Annotated in this window: 12 protein-coding genes; 5 read left to right on the top strand and 7 right to left on the bottom strand. The window is 61.9% G+C overall.

Annotation, left to right across the window (positions count from 1 at the left end):
• Positions 1 to 77 precede the first annotated feature (77 nt).
• The 6 genes from DWV48_RS04850 to DWV48_RS04875 form a co-directional block, all read right to left on the bottom strand.
• A complete protein-coding gene (locus tag DWV48_RS04850; RefSeq protein WP_118653710.1) occupies positions 78 to 1,280 on the bottom strand; it encodes a hypothetical protein in 1,203 nt (400 codons plus the stop codon).
• A 328-nt stretch (positions 1,281 to 1,608) separates the two neighbouring features.
• On the bottom strand, positions 1,609 to 2,184 hold the full coding sequence (locus DWV48_RS04855) for a manganese efflux pump MntP family protein (RefSeq protein ID WP_118653711.1): 576 nt from the start codon (positions 2,182 to 2,184) through the stop codon (positions 1,609 to 1,611).
• 204 nt (positions 2,185 to 2,388) lie between these two features.
• Positions 2,389 to 3,198, bottom strand: a complete 810-nt coding sequence (locus DWV48_RS04860) for a PLP-dependent transferase (RefSeq protein ID WP_118653712.1) — start codon at positions 3,196 to 3,198, stop codon at positions 2,389 to 2,391.
• 186 nt (positions 3,199 to 3,384) lie between these two features.
• A complete protein-coding gene (gene thrS, locus DWV48_RS04865) occupies positions 3,385 to 5,145 on the bottom strand; it encodes a threonine--tRNA ligase (protein WP_118653713.1) in 1,761 nt (586 codons plus the stop codon).
• A gap of 216 nt (positions 5,146 to 5,361) precedes the next feature.
• The gene (locus DWV48_RS04870; protein ID WP_118653714.1) at positions 5,362 to 5,793 is read right to left on the bottom strand and encodes a zinc ribbon domain-containing protein; all 432 of its coding nucleotides are present in this window, start codon (positions 5,791 to 5,793) and stop codon (positions 5,362 to 5,364) included.
• A gap of 462 nt (positions 5,794 to 6,255) precedes the next feature.
• On the bottom strand, positions 6,256 to 7,050 hold the full coding sequence (locus tag DWV48_RS04875) for a family 1 glycosylhydrolase (RefSeq protein ID WP_199588901.1): 795 nt from the start codon (positions 7,048 to 7,050) through the stop codon (positions 6,256 to 6,258).
• 326 nt (positions 7,051 to 7,376) lie between these two features.
• Here DWV48_RS04875 and DWV48_RS04880 point away from each other — a divergent pair, with 326 nt between their 5' ends.
• The 5 genes from DWV48_RS04880 to DWV48_RS04900 all read left to right on the top strand — a co-directional run bounded on the left by DWV48_RS04880 (position 7,377) and on the right by DWV48_RS04900 (position 13,895).
• Positions 7,377 to 8,381, top strand: coding sequence for a DUF559 domain-containing protein (locus DWV48_RS04880; RefSeq protein ID WP_118653715.1), 1,005 nt, complete (start codon positions 7,377 to 7,379; stop codon positions 8,379 to 8,381).
• A gap of 481 nt (positions 8,382 to 8,862) precedes the next feature.
• The gene (locus DWV48_RS04885; RefSeq protein ID WP_118653716.1) at positions 8,863 to 10,353 is read left to right on the top strand and encodes an NAD(P)/FAD-dependent oxidoreductase; all 1,491 of its coding nucleotides are present in this window, start codon (positions 8,863 to 8,865) and stop codon (positions 10,351 to 10,353) included.
• A complete protein-coding gene (locus DWV48_RS04890) occupies positions 10,354 to 11,736 on the top strand; it encodes an NAD(P)/FAD-dependent oxidoreductase (protein WP_118653717.1) in 1,383 nt (460 codons plus the stop codon).
• Between the two features lie 3 nt (positions 11,737 to 11,739).
• Complete coding sequence (locus tag DWV48_RS04895) at positions 11,740 to 12,234, top strand: DUF1667 domain-containing protein (protein WP_233546154.1); 495 nt, start codon at positions 11,740 to 11,742, stop codon at positions 12,232 to 12,234.
• Positions 12,235 to 12,728: 494 nt separating this feature from the next.
• Complete coding sequence (locus tag DWV48_RS04900; protein ID WP_118653718.1) at positions 12,729 to 13,895, top strand: septal ring lytic transglycosylase RlpA family protein; 1,167 nt, start codon at positions 12,729 to 12,731, stop codon at positions 13,893 to 13,895.
• 176 nt (positions 13,896 to 14,071) lie between these two features.
• Here the strand turns inward: DWV48_RS04900 and DWV48_RS04905 are convergent, their stop codons facing one another.
• Positions 14,072 to 15,535, bottom strand: a complete 1,464-nt coding sequence (locus DWV48_RS04905) for a sulfatase (protein WP_118653719.1) — start codon at positions 15,533 to 15,535, stop codon at positions 14,072 to 14,074.
• Between the last annotated feature and the right edge of the window lie 17 nt (positions 15,536 to 15,552).

Consider the following 15,552-nt stretch of genomic DNA (forward strand, 5'->3'; position numbering starts at 1 on the left):
TGCTTTACTGCAACATTTCTCCAACCTTCGATCCGAATGTGCCGCACACTTGTAATCGCTCCCGCGGTCACGCCCGATCAAAAACGAAATGCCATCACCTGACGATGGAGCTCCTTCCGCTGTTCGCAGAACGCTCGAGTCCGTGGAGCCTCCCGAAATCCGAGGACATCGGCGAACGACAGGCAAATCGTCTCGAAGCTCTCGAAATCGTCCATCTGCTCATACGCCACGTCCAAAACGCGATAGCCCATCGCCTCCAACGCGGCGCGACGGCCAGACTCGAGGGAGAATCCGCGCTCATCTGCGTGGAATGCGACGCCGTTCAGCTCGATGTCGACCTTGAGATCTGGCCACAACTCGTCGCAAGAGCACCAAGACCTGCCCGCCAGCTTCCTGAGCTCGGGCAGGAAACTCACACGCCTGTTCAGGAAGGGCCGAGGCCACGAATCGCCGCCGAGGGACACGGGAGCGAACTGCATGATGGCGAATTTCGCCTCGAGCGGCGACGCGGCGCCGTCGAGCACGAGCCTTGCCGCCTGGAGGGCCTTGCGCGCAACCGGGACTCCCCGCTCGACGCAGCGAGCGAAGTATCCCGTCAACTCATCGGCCGTCGTCAAAGGAGGGCGCGCCCACATATCGGAGCGCCGGCCGGTCGAGGTCGTCGCTTGGCGCCAGGAGTGGGACTCGCCGCCGGCATCGATAAACAAGAGACGTTTACCAGACTCGTCGTAGCAAGCATTGCAGTATGGCCCTGAACTGGCGGCGTAGACGGCACGCCCTCCCCTCTCGAGTTCGCCCTCGGCGTCCCGCAAGGCGTTGAGCACGGCACGGGACTGGGGCGTCTCATGAAACACCGCGAACAAGCCACAGGCTTCCATCATGAGAAGCCCGAGCTCCACCACGCTCCGTCCGCGTGCCAGCTCGAGAAACAGCTGCGGTACGGACGGTACCATCAAACCGCCGCCGAGGGAGATAAGCTCGTCTGGATCCTGGTGTCTGGGAAGTCTGCGCGGAATGACGAGCCCATTCGGACGCATCGAGGACGGCTCCGTCGGACACAGCTCCAGTGGCAGTGGAATTCCCATCAAGTCGCTTTCTGCCCGCAGGCGGACCATGCGCGTCGCATGGCTCTCATTCGGGCAGGGCCTGGTCAAAAGTCGATAAAGCCGCTCGCCCTCCTCCGAGCCGTCGTGGAAGACCGCTGGGTCGACCCGAGCGCGCACCACCTGCAATGGCGTCCGATAATACGAAAGCGCACTCATGCCATGCAGTACCGGCATACATTCCCCAATCCCCAAGCACTTAAAGCGCAAAGACCCGCGAGCACCCGATTGAGAAGGCCCGCGGTCGAGATAACGCACGGCAATGAGAAATGTTGCAGTTAATCAGAGGGAGGCTACGGGCAAAAGGCCGGCAGCTCGACATTATCGCAGGTAGTCGATATGCAGGGAAACGCGTGTACCTGAAAGGACGTCCATTCACTGCAACATAACGAAATATGCCGAACCGCACAGAGCCGCAAGCGCTCCCAATAGGAGTCGTATACCCGGTTCGTGAGGTGCGAAACGGAAGAATCGTGCGACGCGGTAAAGGAAAGTGCGCCCCTCGCTAGCGCCCGAGGAAAGCCTTGAGCCCAATAAAAACGAGCACGCCGCCTCCGGCGATCTCCGCACGCGGTCCGAAACGCTCTCCCAGCCTTCGGCCGACAGCCAAAACGAGCAGGCAGCATAGAAGCGTGGCCAAGCCAATCATTCCGCAGTAGAGCACAACATCTTTCCCCTCCGCGGCGAAGCTCACGCCCACCACGAACGCGTCGATCGCCGTAGCGACCGCCTCCAGGCCGATCGTTGCCCAGGTGAGCCTCGTGGCGGGGCACGACTCGGGCTCACGCAGCTCGCGCACCGACTCGACAATCATCTTGCCGCCAACAAATACGAGAATGACAAGGGAGACGATGCCGGCATAGCGCTCGATGTATTCGGCAATGAGGGTGCCGCCGAGATACCCCAAGACGGGCATACCCATCTGGAACAGGGCGAACGCGATGGACATGCCGAGCTTTTTCGACATCGGCATGTCGGGTTCGCACAGGCTGTTGGACAGGGTGACCGCCATGGCGTCCATGGCGAGGGCGATGCCGAGGACAGCTGCCTCGATGAGGGATGCAGTGGTGATGGCAGGCATGGGAGACCTCCAAAATACACAGGCGGGTAATCGAGAAACGATGATTGGTAGCACACGTCGATAAAACTTCGCGAATCAGTGAAGCTTTATCGACGTGTGCTACCAAGGGAGCGAGACAAGCAGGCAACCGAGCTCCGCGATAGCAAAGTCGGACTGAATTCAGCCGATCAATCGGCCCGCTTGCGCTTATCTCGCCCGCCCGATTTACGGCTCAGGGGGATTGCAGAACCAGCGCATCGCCTGGTCGAGGTCATCGGCAATCACAAGAGGGTTGTCGAGACCGGCAAATATGCGAACCGCCCGACCATCCGCCCCATCGCGCGCATGGAGGCGGGTGTGACGCCCACCGGCGGGACGGGCTCGCCCGTTGAGTTCGCAACGCTCGATGAACTCCCCCGCCGTAACGCCCCACTGCTCCGGAAGCTCGAAATCGACAGCCGGGCCAAAGCCGTGCATGAGGACCCGAGTGGCCAGATCATGATCGGGGTGACACAGCAGGCCCGGATACGCAACCGAGCCGAGTCCCTCGCAACATGAGAGATATTCCGCAAGGGCGCGGGCGTGGTCGAAATGCCGCTGCATGCGCTCGGGTGCCGAATCAAGCCCTTGGGCAATTGCATCCAGATCCGCGGCGGAAAGCCGGTCCCCCGCAACGGGCAGCACCCCTCGTGAGGAAACGGCAACGACCTTGCGGCTCAAGCATCCGGCAGCAATTCGATCGAGCCCCTCGAGCTGCACATCGGCGCCAAGATCAAACGCGTGGCACCCGAAATGAGACGGCACGGTGATGTCCGCGAACAGCCTGCCGCCTGCATCGTGGACATCGGCGGCAACGGAACGAACGTCCGCCACACGCAGCCCCGCACCGCCAATCATGTCAATCAGCACGTCGCCGGAACCCATAACACCAGAGTGAGCGCAGAGGCTCGCAACATGATCGGCATAAACAAAAGCGGCGGCCTTAGCAGAGACCACCCCCGCATACCGAGCCTCGAGCTCCAGCTGGGTCGTCACTGCCAAGACCGCCTTTCGCGACACGCCGTTAAATGAGTGGACAGTATACCCCAAGCCCCACGCTGATGAGGTCGCGGGAACGATACCTTCGATTCGAAGCACCCTTAATCGGCCAAAACGCATGCGGGCGCCAGGTGAACGCATGCCCACCGGGCGCCCGTAGAGCGAAATCTATGAACCTAACTTCTACGCGCGGGTGTCGATCTCCTCGCGAACCTTGGCGATGAACTCATCGACGCCCATGGGGACCGTCTCGTTGGAGCGGTCGCGCACGGAGATGTTGCCGGCCTCGACCTCCTTCTCGCCCAGGATCAGCATGTAGGGCACGCGGTCGGTGCTGCGGGCCTCGCGGATCTTGTAGCCGATCTTCTCGTCGCGGTTGTCGCACACGGCGCGGATGCCGGCGGCCTCGAGCTTCGCCGTGACCTCGTTCGCGTAGTCGCGGCTCTTCTCGGAGACGGGCAGGACCTTGACCTGCATCGGGGCAAGCCACACGGGGAACTTGCCCGCAAAGTGCTCGATCAAGATGCCGATGAAGCGCTCGATGGAGCCGAAGCACACGCGATGCAGCATGATCGGGCGCTTCTTCTCGCCGTCGGCGTCCACATAGGTGAGGTCGAAGTTCTGCGGCATCTGGAAATCGAGCTGCACGGTGCCGCACTGCCAGGTGCGGCCGAGGGAGTCCTCCAGGTGAAAGTCGATCTTGGGGCCGTAGAAGGCGCCGTCGCCCTCGTTGATGACGTAGTCCATGCCGAGCTTGTCGAGGGCGACCTTGAGGCCTTCCTCGGCGGCGGCCCAGTCCTCGTCGGAGCCCATGGAGTCCTCGGGGCGCGTGGACAGCTCGACGTGGTATTTGAAGCCGAACTTCTGATAGACGGAGTCGATCAGGCGAACCACACCGACGATCTCGTCGGTGAGCTGCTCGGGGGTGACGAACAGATGGGCGTCGTCCTGGTTGAAGCAGCGGACGCGGAACAGGCCGTGCAGGGCGCCCCTGAGCTCGTGGCGGTGCACCAGGCCGATCTCGCCGGCGCGGATAGGCAGCTCACGGTAGCTGTGCGGCTTGGAGCTGTAGACGAGCACGCCGCCGGGACAGTTCATCGGCTTGATGCAGTACTCCTCCTCGTCGATCATGGTGGAGTACATGTTGTCCTTGTAGTGGTCCCAGTGACCGGAGGTGAGCCACAGCTGCTTGTTCATGATCTGCGGCGTGGAGATCTCGACGTAGCCGGCCTTGTGGTGGATCTCGCGCCAGTAGTCGAGCAGCGTGTTCTTGAGGATCATGCCGTTGGGCAGGAAGAACGGGAAGCCCGGGGCCTCATCGCGCATCATGAAGAGGTCCATCTCGCGGCCGATACGGCGATGGTCGCGCTTCTTGGCCTCCTCGAGCATGGTGAGGTGCGCCTCGAGCTCGTCCTTGGTGGCAAACGCGGTGCCGTTGATGCGGGTGAGCATCTTGTTCTTGGCGTCGTTCTTCCAATAGGCGCCGGACACGCCGGTGAGCTTGAACGCCTTGAGGGCCTTGGTGTAGGTGAGGTGCGGGCCGACGCACATGTCGATGTAATCGCCCTGCTGGTAGAAGGTGATGCGGGCGTCGTCGTCAAGGTCGCCGATGTGCTCGACCTTGTACTTCTCGCCGCGCTCCTCCATGAGGGCGATGGCCTCGGCGCGAGGCAGCTCGAAGGCCTGGAACTTGAGGTTCTCCTTGGCGATCTTCCTCATCTCGGCCTCGATGGCGGGCAGATCGTCCTCGGAGATGGTCTTGTCGCCCAGATCGACATCGTAATAGAAGCCGTTATCGGTGGCGGGGCCGTAGGCGAAGTCGGCCTCCGGGTAGAGGCGCTTGATGGCCTGGGCCATGATGTGCGCTGCGGAATGGCGAATGACGTGCAGGGCCTCGTCGCCCTCGACCTCGGCCACGGAGCCGTCGTTGAACAGAGCCTTCATATGAGTACCTTCCTTATAAGGTGTATGACCTGAATGGCTGTCTAAGTGTACCCGTTTTCATATGGGGATGCGTTTCCAAACGAAGACGTCATGCGCAAGCCGACTTCTCCCCTATTGGCTCCCCATTTGAAAGCGCACCCGCCATCGGGATGCGATGACGGGTGCGGATCGGCGCGCGGCAAGAGACCCCATGCGCTGTATGGGGCGCAGACGCACCTACTGGATGTGAGTTCGGCAGTACGGGCAAACTTTCCAATGAGCCTCGAGCGGCTTCTTGCAGGTGGGGCACACGTTGCGAACCTGCGTGTTGCAGACGGGGCAAACGATAAAGTCCTTCTCGATGGTGGTTCCGCAATTGGGGCAGTTGCCGTACTGGGCAAGCTGACGCTCGCGAAGTGCCATCTCGAGCTCCTGCTCCTCGCGATCGGAGGCGTACATGCCGGGACGCATGACCAGATAGGCGATCAGACCGACAAACGGAATGAGGGCAAGCAGACCCCACGCCCAAAATGCCTGCACACCGCGACGTTTGGCGTCGATGAAGACGTAAGCGACGGAAAGCAGGTAAAGGGCGATGACGAACGCGATGAAAACATAGACGACCATCATCAGTTGAGGCGATATGAGCTCCTCGATGTACTTGGACATGCGGACATACCTTTCAGCAGGGTTGCACGACGGCAAAGCTGGTCATAATCGTTCAATATTGTATACCCACGGCGGCCGACACGCACGAATTAACGACCAGGGGGATGCGCGCGCACGCGAATGACACAGGGGACCCCAGATTCGATAGCACCTAGCCGACGACCGCTCGGGCACACGCAATAGAGTTCCGCTAGACAGCGTTCTCAACGACTTCCTCGCCTTCAATCTCGCATATGCGCCGCGAGAGTTAACTCTCGAAGAACAAAAAGCGCCCGTTCAACGAAAATCGGCTCCGAGAGTTAACTCTCGGAGCCGATTCTCCTCATCACCTGACTTGGCCATCAAGATGCGACACACCTTCGAGGAAAGACGACTTGACCAGGTTCATCAAGCCGGTTGAACCCACCTTGGCGCCATCCGCAACAGGCACGTAACACGTCAGCCCCAAAGGCAGTCAGGCGCTTAGCTCAGATCTTCGCCGTTGGAAGCAATGACCTTCTTGTACCAGTAGAAGCTGTCCTTGCGAGAGCGATCAAAGGTGCCGTTGCCCTCGTCGTCGGCATCGACATAGATGAAACCGTAGCGCTTCTTCATCTCGCCAGTCGAGACGCTCACGAGATCGATGCACCCCCACGGCGTATAGCCGATGAGGTCCACGCCGTCGTCAACCGCCTTCCTCATCTCCTCGATGTGGCGGCGCAGATAATCAATGCGATACGAGTCGTGGATGGAACCGTCCTCCTCGACCGCGTCGACCGCACCGAGACCGTTTTCGGTGATCATGACAGGAACACGGTACCGGTCGTACACCTTATTCAAGGTGTATCGCAGACCGACGGGGTCAATGGGCCAATCCCAGTCCGTCAGCTCGAGATACGGGTTACGGACGCCACCCATGATGTTGCCGCTCGTCTGGTCGGTGAACTCGTCTTCGCGAGTGGTCTGGCAAATGCTCTGATAGTAGGAGAACGTGTAGAAGTCGCATGTTCCGGCCTTGAGGTCGGCGCGCTCCTCATCAGAAAGTTCAAGCTCGATACCGTGACGGCGAAAATACGTCCACGCGTAGTACGGGTACTCGCCACGCAGCATCACATCGGAGCACATGCAGTTGCGGTACAGGTCGTCTGCCTGGACCAACAACTGGTCCTCGGGGCAGCACGTGCGTGGGTATTGCGTGATATGGCAGATCATTGTGCCAAAATGGAAATCGGGGTTGATATCCCTGCCGGCCTTAACCGCCCGAGCAGACGCGATCATGATGTTGCTGCAATTTCACAAGGCGCTCGAGCGGACACTTCCGCGAGAGTTGACTCTCGATGCCAGTAAACCGCGGATTGGGCACAAAATGGCTTCGAGAGTTAACTCTCGCGGAGTTTACAGAGCAGGACACTGCACGCCTGTTGGCCCTTGGGCTTGGACAATACCCGGTAGTAAGCACCGTCAACAACCATGGCAGCATTCTCGCAGCATTCCGGCATGAATCACGCACAACATGTCAGCCAATGGTATGAGCCCTCCACAGCTCAACGCGATGAATCTCAGTTTCTCGAGACATTCCCTTTTATCGGCCGTACCCTTACAACATGAAGGCGTTTCTTGTTGACATATCGGCATTTCAGATCTGGTTTGGCGACCAAGGGGTTATACGCACGAACAACCCGATTGGCCTCGTCGGAGACTACGATCTTGCCGCTTCTCGCCGAACCGACCTGCCGCTCGACCAAATCGGCAAGCTCGGTCTTCGCGGACAGATTCACGTCGCCGTACCAAACCATGCAAGGCGGCATCATCAAGCCGGCATAACCGCCCATGTCATGAGCTCCCCCGCCCCGTGCTCCTTCGTGCGACTCAGCAAAGATGTATACGTTGAGTCACCCGAAGCCACCCTCATTCGCATGGCCAGCCACCTTGATCATGGTGAGCTGGCAGTCATGGTCAATCAGCTCCTGAGCCACTACCGCATATGCAACGGCGCCATCGTAAGCGCTCGTCCCCTTTCAACGGAAGCCCGATTGTTGCAACAACTGAAGCAATCAAAAGGCAAACGTGGAGCCAAGATAGTGCGAACGGCACTTGCATACGCTGTGGTAGGAACTGCCTCGCCGGCGGAAGCGAAAGTGGCAGCCCTGCTAACCCTTCCCGCGCGATGGGGCGGAAAAGGACTTCCCGTTCCCGAGGCAAACGCGGAGATCACGCTTGTGCCCTCGACGTCAAGAAGATGCGTCACGACGGATCCCGCCAGCGCTGAGATGGTTATTCGCAATGGAACCAAACGATACGCAGATTATCTCTGGAGAGCCTGGAAGCTCATCCTCGAATACGACAGCGACGAATTCCACGCTTCACGAGAAAAGCTAGGTGCCGACAGTGCCCGCAGGGCTGAGCTGCAGCGCGCGGGCTATACCGTGGTTACTCTCACCAATCGGCAACTGTCCAATAATGAAGAGCTTTCCGTCGTCGTAGGCACCCTTCTGAATAAGATGGGGATGAAGAGCAAAACCGCCCGGATTGAAAACTACCATGAACTCGAGCGAGAGCTACGTCGTCAGGTATTCTCTTACGATCCTCGAATCATCGGAATGAGCTGACGCGCCCTTTGGTCCGCTCGATGGCGTCGGCACGATTTCGGTACCAAGATAGAAGATGACGCCGCAGCAATCCACTTCTCAGGGCAACAAAGAGCCTCCAAGGCACCCGGCCGGCAAACTGTCCCCAATCGAGCCCATGAACCACATACGAAATTGCCGCGAGAGTTAACTCTCGAAGAGAGAAATGCGATGAACGCACCGGAAAGATCCGCGAAAGTTAACTCTCGCGTAAGGAGCACATCGAAAGGCGGCAGTAATGGACACCCTTGCGCACGCCAGCCATGTGACGGCACGCAAGGACGCCGCTTGCGGTCGGATTCACACGCTCCGCCGAAACGGCATTGCGCAGATAAGCGACAGGCGTAGCATAGCTTATTGACACTTCGTCTACAACGCCTCGAACCCGCGAGAGGCATGAGAACCCTCGCAGCGCACAGAGCCGAGGCCGACATGTCCCATCGACTTGATGACAGGAGACGCAATGGCCCAAACGTTCGACATCGTCATCGCCGGCGCGGGTGTGACCGGGTGTGCCATAGCCCGGCAGCTCGCACGGTACGATCTCTCGATCTGCGTATTGGAAGCGGCCAACGACATCGCCCTCGGCGCCTCCAAGGCGAACGGGGGCCTCGTGCACGCGGGCTACGACCCCGCCCCCGGCACCGTCAAGGCCAAGGTCAATGCGCGCGGATGCGCCCTCTACGGCATGTGGTCTGAAGAGCTCGGCTTCCTCTTTCGCAGGACGGGCTCCATAGTTCTGGGATTCTCGGAGGAGGACCGAGCCCATCTCGAGGTGCTCGAGGCCAACGGTCGCGCCAACGGGGTCCCCGATCTCGAGATCATAGCCCCCGAGCGCATCCGCGAGATCGAACCGCGCGCGAGCCGTGAGGCGACATGCGCGTTGTGGTGTCCCTCCACGGGGTACGTTGACCCCTTCGACGTCGCCATCGCCTGCGCCGAGAACGCCGCGGCGAATGGCGTCGTGTTCATGAGGAGCGCGCCCGTCCGCGCCATCGACAACCTCATCGAGAACGCCCCCTTGCAGGCGGGCGGCGCCCCGCTTTCGAGCCAGCCCGTCCGCTTCGCCATCCACACGCCGCGCGGCACCGTGCGCGCCCGGATCCTCATCAACGCCGCCGGCAGCGGAGCCGCCGAGATCTCCGCCATGGCGGGCGGCGAGGCATTCCAACTCGCATGGCGCCAGGGCAACATCGTCGTGCTCGACAAGGAGCCCCGTGCGCTCATGCCCCTCTACCCCGTCCCGACGCCCGTATCCAAGGGCGTCATCGTCACGGGAACCGTCCACGACAACACGGTGATCACGGCGACGGCCGCCCTGCGCGACCCGGGCGACCGCGACACCTACGTGTCTGATGTCGAGGCGCTGCTCGCGGGCGCCCGCAAACTCGTCCCCGACCTCGACACCCGAAGGGTCGTGCGATCTTTCGCAGGTGGGCGCGCGGTCATCCAGGGGCTCAACGACTTCCTCATCTCGCCCTCCTCGACCGCACACGGCCTGTTCCACGCAGCGGGCATCCAATCCCCCGGCGTGGCGAGCGCGCCGGCGGTGGCGGAGCTGATGGAGTCGCTCCTGCGCGAAGCGGGCGTGACGCTCGTGGAGAAGCCCGACTGGCAGCCGCGTCGGCGCGCGCCCGAGGATTTCGACCGCTCCACCACCGAGCATCAAAACGAGCTCATCGAATCCGACCCCGCATGGGGGCGCATCGTCTGCCGATGCGAGACCGTCCCCGAGGCGGAGATCGTCGCCGCGATCCACCGCACCCCGGGCGCCGTATCCGTTGAAGGTGTGAAGCGCCGCTGCCGCGCCGGTATGGGCAGGTGTCAAAGCGGTTTTTGTCAGAGTCGCGTACTCGAAATCCTCGCCCGTGAACTCGATTGCCATCCGGAAGACGTGCTCCTTGAAGACGGGGGCTCCTGGATTGTGGATGGCGTGCTGAAGGAGGACCGATAAATGGGAGAGATCCGGACGCGCGACTTCGACGTCACGGTGATCGGCGGAGGACCCGCCGGCATGGGCGCCGCGCTCGCAGCGCATGCGACGGGCGCGAGCACCGTTATCATCGAACGCAACGAGCACCTGGGCGGCATCCTGCGCCAATGCATCCACCCCGGTTTCGGGCTCACGCACTTCAAGGAGGAGCTCACCGGCCCCGAGTATGCGCAGCGCTTCATCGACAAGGTGTCCGAGTCCGGCATCGAGACCATGCTGGGCAGCATGGCCCTCGCAATCAACGGCGGGAAGGGGAACGAACGCCGCGGCGGGGGCGGCGCCGGCATCCCTGCCGATGACGTCTGCGCCGAGCGCGAAGCCCCCGCCGCAGACGGCCATACGGTCACCGTCATGACCGAGTCGGGCATGGTCGAGATCTCGTGCCGCTCGGTGGTGCTCGCCATGGGATGCCGCGAGCGCACGCGTTCCGAGATCAAAATCCCCGGCAGCCGCCCGGCGGGCGTGTTCACCGCGGGCCTCGCCCAGCGATACATCAACATCGAGAACCTGCGCCCGGGCAAACGCGTTGTGATCTTGGGCTCGGGCGACATCGGCCTCATCATGGCGCGCCGATGCGCGCTCGAGGGACTCGAGGTCGAGGGCGTCTACGAGCTCATGCCCTACGCGAACGGGCTGCACCGCAACGTCAAGAACTGCCTCGAGGACTTCGGCATCCCACTGCATCTATCCACCACCGTGACGCGCGTCATAGGCCGCGATCGGGTTGAGGCCGTTGAGGTCTCCAGGGTCGATGCGGACCTCTCCCCGATCCCGGGAACCGAGCAGATCATCCCCTGCGATGCCCTGCTACTCTCCGTGGGCCTCATCCCCGATAACGAGATCGCGCAAGCCGCGGGCGTCGAGCTCGACCCCCGCACCCGCGGCGCCCGCGTCAACCAGGACCTGCAAACCGGCGTCCCCGGGATCTTCTCCTGCGGGAACGTCCTTCACGTGCACGACCTCGCCGACAACGTCACGGCGGAGGCGGAGCGGGCCGGTAAAGCGGCAGCCCTACGAGCGCTGGCAGGTCGGGGCACGACGGGTTCCCCAGCAGAAGACGCTACGACACGACGGGTCGACATCGCCGTGCACGCTTCCGGACTGGCGGGGTACGTCGTGCCATCGCGCATAACCCGCGTGGGCTCGACGAAGCTGTTCTTCCGCGTGAAGCGCCCCGTCGATCAGGCGAAGCTGGTCATCCGCTCGGGCGGAGAAGTCATCTTCACCGGCAAGCCGCGCGGCTTCAAACCGAGCATCATGGAGGCGGCACCCCTCACCGTCAAAATGCTCAAGCGCGTGGGCGAGGAGCTCACGCTGTCCATCGAATCCATCGAGGAGCTGTAGACCATGGCCGAGCCGAACCCCACCTCCACCACAGCCTCCACCGGTGCAGGCGCTAACGAACCCATAGCCGAGCCTCTTCCCGAGAAGGAAGCGGCTGATGACATGGTCGTCAGGACGCAACGATTCCACTGCACCACCTGCCCATCCGAATGCGCGCTTACCGTCGAGGTCGCCGAGGACGCAACGGGGGCACTCCGCGTCATATCGGTCCAGGGAAACCGGTGCCCGCGCGGAAAGATCTTCGCCGAGCAGGAGATCACCTGCCCCATGCGCATCCTCGCGACTACCGTCGTCGTCAAGAACGGCGACGAGCGTCTCCTCCCCGTCCGTACCGACAACGCCATCCCCCGTGCCCTCCACATGCAGGCGATGGAACTCGTGCGGCACGCATCTATCGAGGCTCCCATCCACATGGGGGACGTCATCATGAACGACGTGCTCGGCACGGGGGTTGACCTCATAGCGAGCATGGACGTCGCGCGCGTCGCGCGTACATGAGGCAACCGCACGAAGGCCAACCGAACGTTGGCTGCGCGACGCGCGAACGCGGGCCCCATCCGACACCACAGGCGCTCGCTTCGGCCAATCGGGTCCGCCAGCATGCGCCCTCGACGCATTTTGCGAGCCGCCTGCCGCGAATCGTGCGTTTTTGTAACGAAATCCGAAGAGGCCCGAGTACACGGGCATGTTTGGCAAAGAAACCCCAGTTGGCCAGAGGCAAAATGGGCCGTCTACTCGGACTCGCTAAAAACTCGTTACAAAAACACCCGATTCGCGGCAACGAGGGGCATGCCGCGCTTCAAGACTGCGCTAGGGACTGCGGGCATCATCCCGCGCCCGCGCCTCATCACCTCATGGCCGCACCGCCCAGCTCAAGGCACTGCGGAGCAAATCTAAAAGTCCAGAAATCACGCAGTCAAACCCTTAAGCTCAACTTTAAGGTGAAAGTTGAACTATACTGATGGGCGTTCACGAGAAAAGGTGGTCCGCCCATGAGTCTCCCCCAACGTCGTATCTCCTGCCGTTGCACCGCGCGCCTTGCCTGTACCCTCGGCCTCACCGGAGTCCTGGCCATCGGCGGCACGCTCGGCACGCTCGCACTCGCGCCGGAGCATGCGTACGCCGCGAGTGAGGAGACGCTGGCGGAGCTGCGCGCGCTGCAGTCTGAGGTCTCAAATGCCGCAGAGACCTACGCAGACGCTACAAGCAAGGCAGACGAACTCAACACTCAAGTCGATGCCATTGCCGATGAGATCCTCGAAATCGAGGAGGACCTTCTACCGGCACGGCAGCAGCGTGCGGCAAGCGCGGCAAGCGACCTCTATAAGACCCACGCCTCCAGCGGGAACATGATCGCCCTCCTGCTCAACGCGAGCTCTTTTGCAGACTTCATCAATCTCACCAAGTACTTGGGCACAGTCCAGGACGCCAACGTCGCGGCACTCAACGAGCTCGATGCCCTCGAAGAGAAGCTCAATGGAAGGTTGGCCGAACTGAGCGAGGCGAAAGACCAGGCAGACGAAGAACTCGAGCGCGCCGCGACCGCGCTCGGTCAGGCGCAATCCGCCGCCGAGCAACTGCAGGCCAAGGCCAATGCCGAGGATGCGGAGGAGGCCGAGATCGCGCGCAAGGCAGCCGAGGAGGCGAAACGTCTCGAAGCGCAGCAAAATGCCAACCAAAACTCCAATCAACAGCCTTCGAGTGGCAGCGACCAGGGAGGCTCCCAGGACGGATCGACGTCCAGCGGTGACCAGAACGCCAACCAAGGCAATGGCAACCAGGGAGGCACGAGCGGAAACCAGGGCAGCGAAGGCACTGGCGGCAGTGGCAACAGCGGCGACAATCAAGGTGGTTCGTCCGATTCCACTGGTTCCTGGATGACGGGCGTCGCATCGTACTACGGCATCGGGGACGGCTTCATGGGCGGCACCACCGCCAACGGCGAGAAGGTGACCGAGACCTCCATGGGCATCGCCATGCTGAACGTGCCCTTCGGGACACGCGTCGAGATTCGCTACGGCGGGCGCTCCGTCATCGCCTATGTCAACGACCGCGGGCCGTACGCGCACGGGCGCGTCATCGACATGCAGCCCGCCGTCGCCCGAGCGCTCAATTTCCTGAGCGTGGGCGTTGGAACGGTGCAGTACCGGTTCCTGTAAGGAGCTGTGACACGCTTCCCCGCCCGTGCATATCATCCCATGCTCAAACAGTCCTGCTCACGACGGAGAGCCCGCTGGGCTCTCCTGTTCGTGCGGAACTGCGCGTGGGACGATATGCACGGGTGGGGCTCCCTATTCGTGCCCCATCCGTGTGGGGTGCCAAGCCCCATAAACTACTAAGCAGTTAGGCCAAGCCGCTCGAACTCCTCGGCGGGAGCCTCCACCGCGCGCATGCCGTTCACGAGGGCGGAAATCATCCGTTCCTCAACGTCGGCGTCCTCGATGCGCTCCTCGCCGTCCCGGACGTCCCACAGGGAACTGCCGAAGCTGTGCGAGTTCATGTACGTACGCGACCCGCACTTGAGGTACGGCCAGCCGTTCGAGAAGCGATCCCCCTCCACCAGCTCGGCGCTTTCGATCTGCTCGCGTGAGAAGAATCCGCGGATGTTCGTGGGCATCAATGTGCACTCCACGAAGGGCTCGTTGTCCTCTCGTGCCGCAGCGCGCATGTACACGTAATCGCCGTCGGTCACGCACACATGGTTCCCGTGGGCACCGAACAGCGCATGCTCATGACCCGCGGCGCCCTCACGCACAACGGGGAGCAGCGACGCTCCGTCCATGTTGACAGCGGAATCGACGCCGAACCAATCGAGCAATGTTGGTGCGATGTCGATGGTTTGACACAATTCCGCGCTTCGAACGCCCTCCGCAGCCCCGGGCACGTGAATGAAGAACGGCGTATGGATGATTTCCTGGTGCATCGGCCAGAAGTTCTTTCCGAGGTAGCCGTGCTCGCCGAGCAGAAATCCATGGTCGGTGTTGACGATGAGAAGCGTGTCCTCCCACAGGCCATAGCCGTCGAAAGCGTCGAGAACCCGTCCGAGCTGCGCGTCGCACAAGGAGACCAGGGCGGTGTACTCACGACGGCACTCCTCGAGCTCGCTCGCGTGCGCCCCGGCATCAACCGCCGCATAGGCCGGCCAGTTGAGTCGCGGGGGATCGGTCAGGCCGACCGCAGCTCGATACTCCTGGGGAACATAGAACGGCTCATGGGGATCAAAGCACTCGATCTGCACGAACCAGTCGTTTCGAGAGGCGTGAGCGGCGAGGAAATCTAGGCCGGCGCCGACGGTGAGAACGGTCGACATGTCCTTCTCAAGAGGCTGACGCGACTTATTGGCCTCGTGCTGAAGCGGACTCGGCCCCTTCGCTTTCTGCAAGGACGACATACCTGTGGGAAGGCCCTCGACAACGTCGCGCGGTGCCCAGCGATCCCCCTCCTGCCCACGGAAGCCCTCCCATGAGCTGTAGCGGTTGTGGTACGTTGCGCCGCCGTCTTCCCAGTAATGGGAATGGTCGGTTACGAGATGCGCGTACGTACCGGACTCGTCAAGCGCCTGAAAACAAGAGTAGTCGAACGGCTCCAGCGGGCCCCAGCTGCGGTGCAGGAAGTTGTAGCGCCCCGTGTGGAGCTCGCGGCGCGCGGGCATGCAGGGCATCGAGCCGCCATAGAAGCGGTCGAAGGTGCAGCAGCGCTCGGCAAGGCGAGAGAAATTCGGAGTAAGGTCTGGATTCGCGCCATACGGCGACAGAAAACCTCGTGAAAGCGTGTCGAACATGAGCATGACGGCTCGCATGACAGACAACCTCCTCA

Origin of the sequence: Collinsella sp. AF08-23 (assembly GCF_003479805.1) — a bacterium.
GTDB lineage: Bacteria > Actinomycetota > Coriobacteriia > Coriobacteriales > Coriobacteriaceae > Collinsella.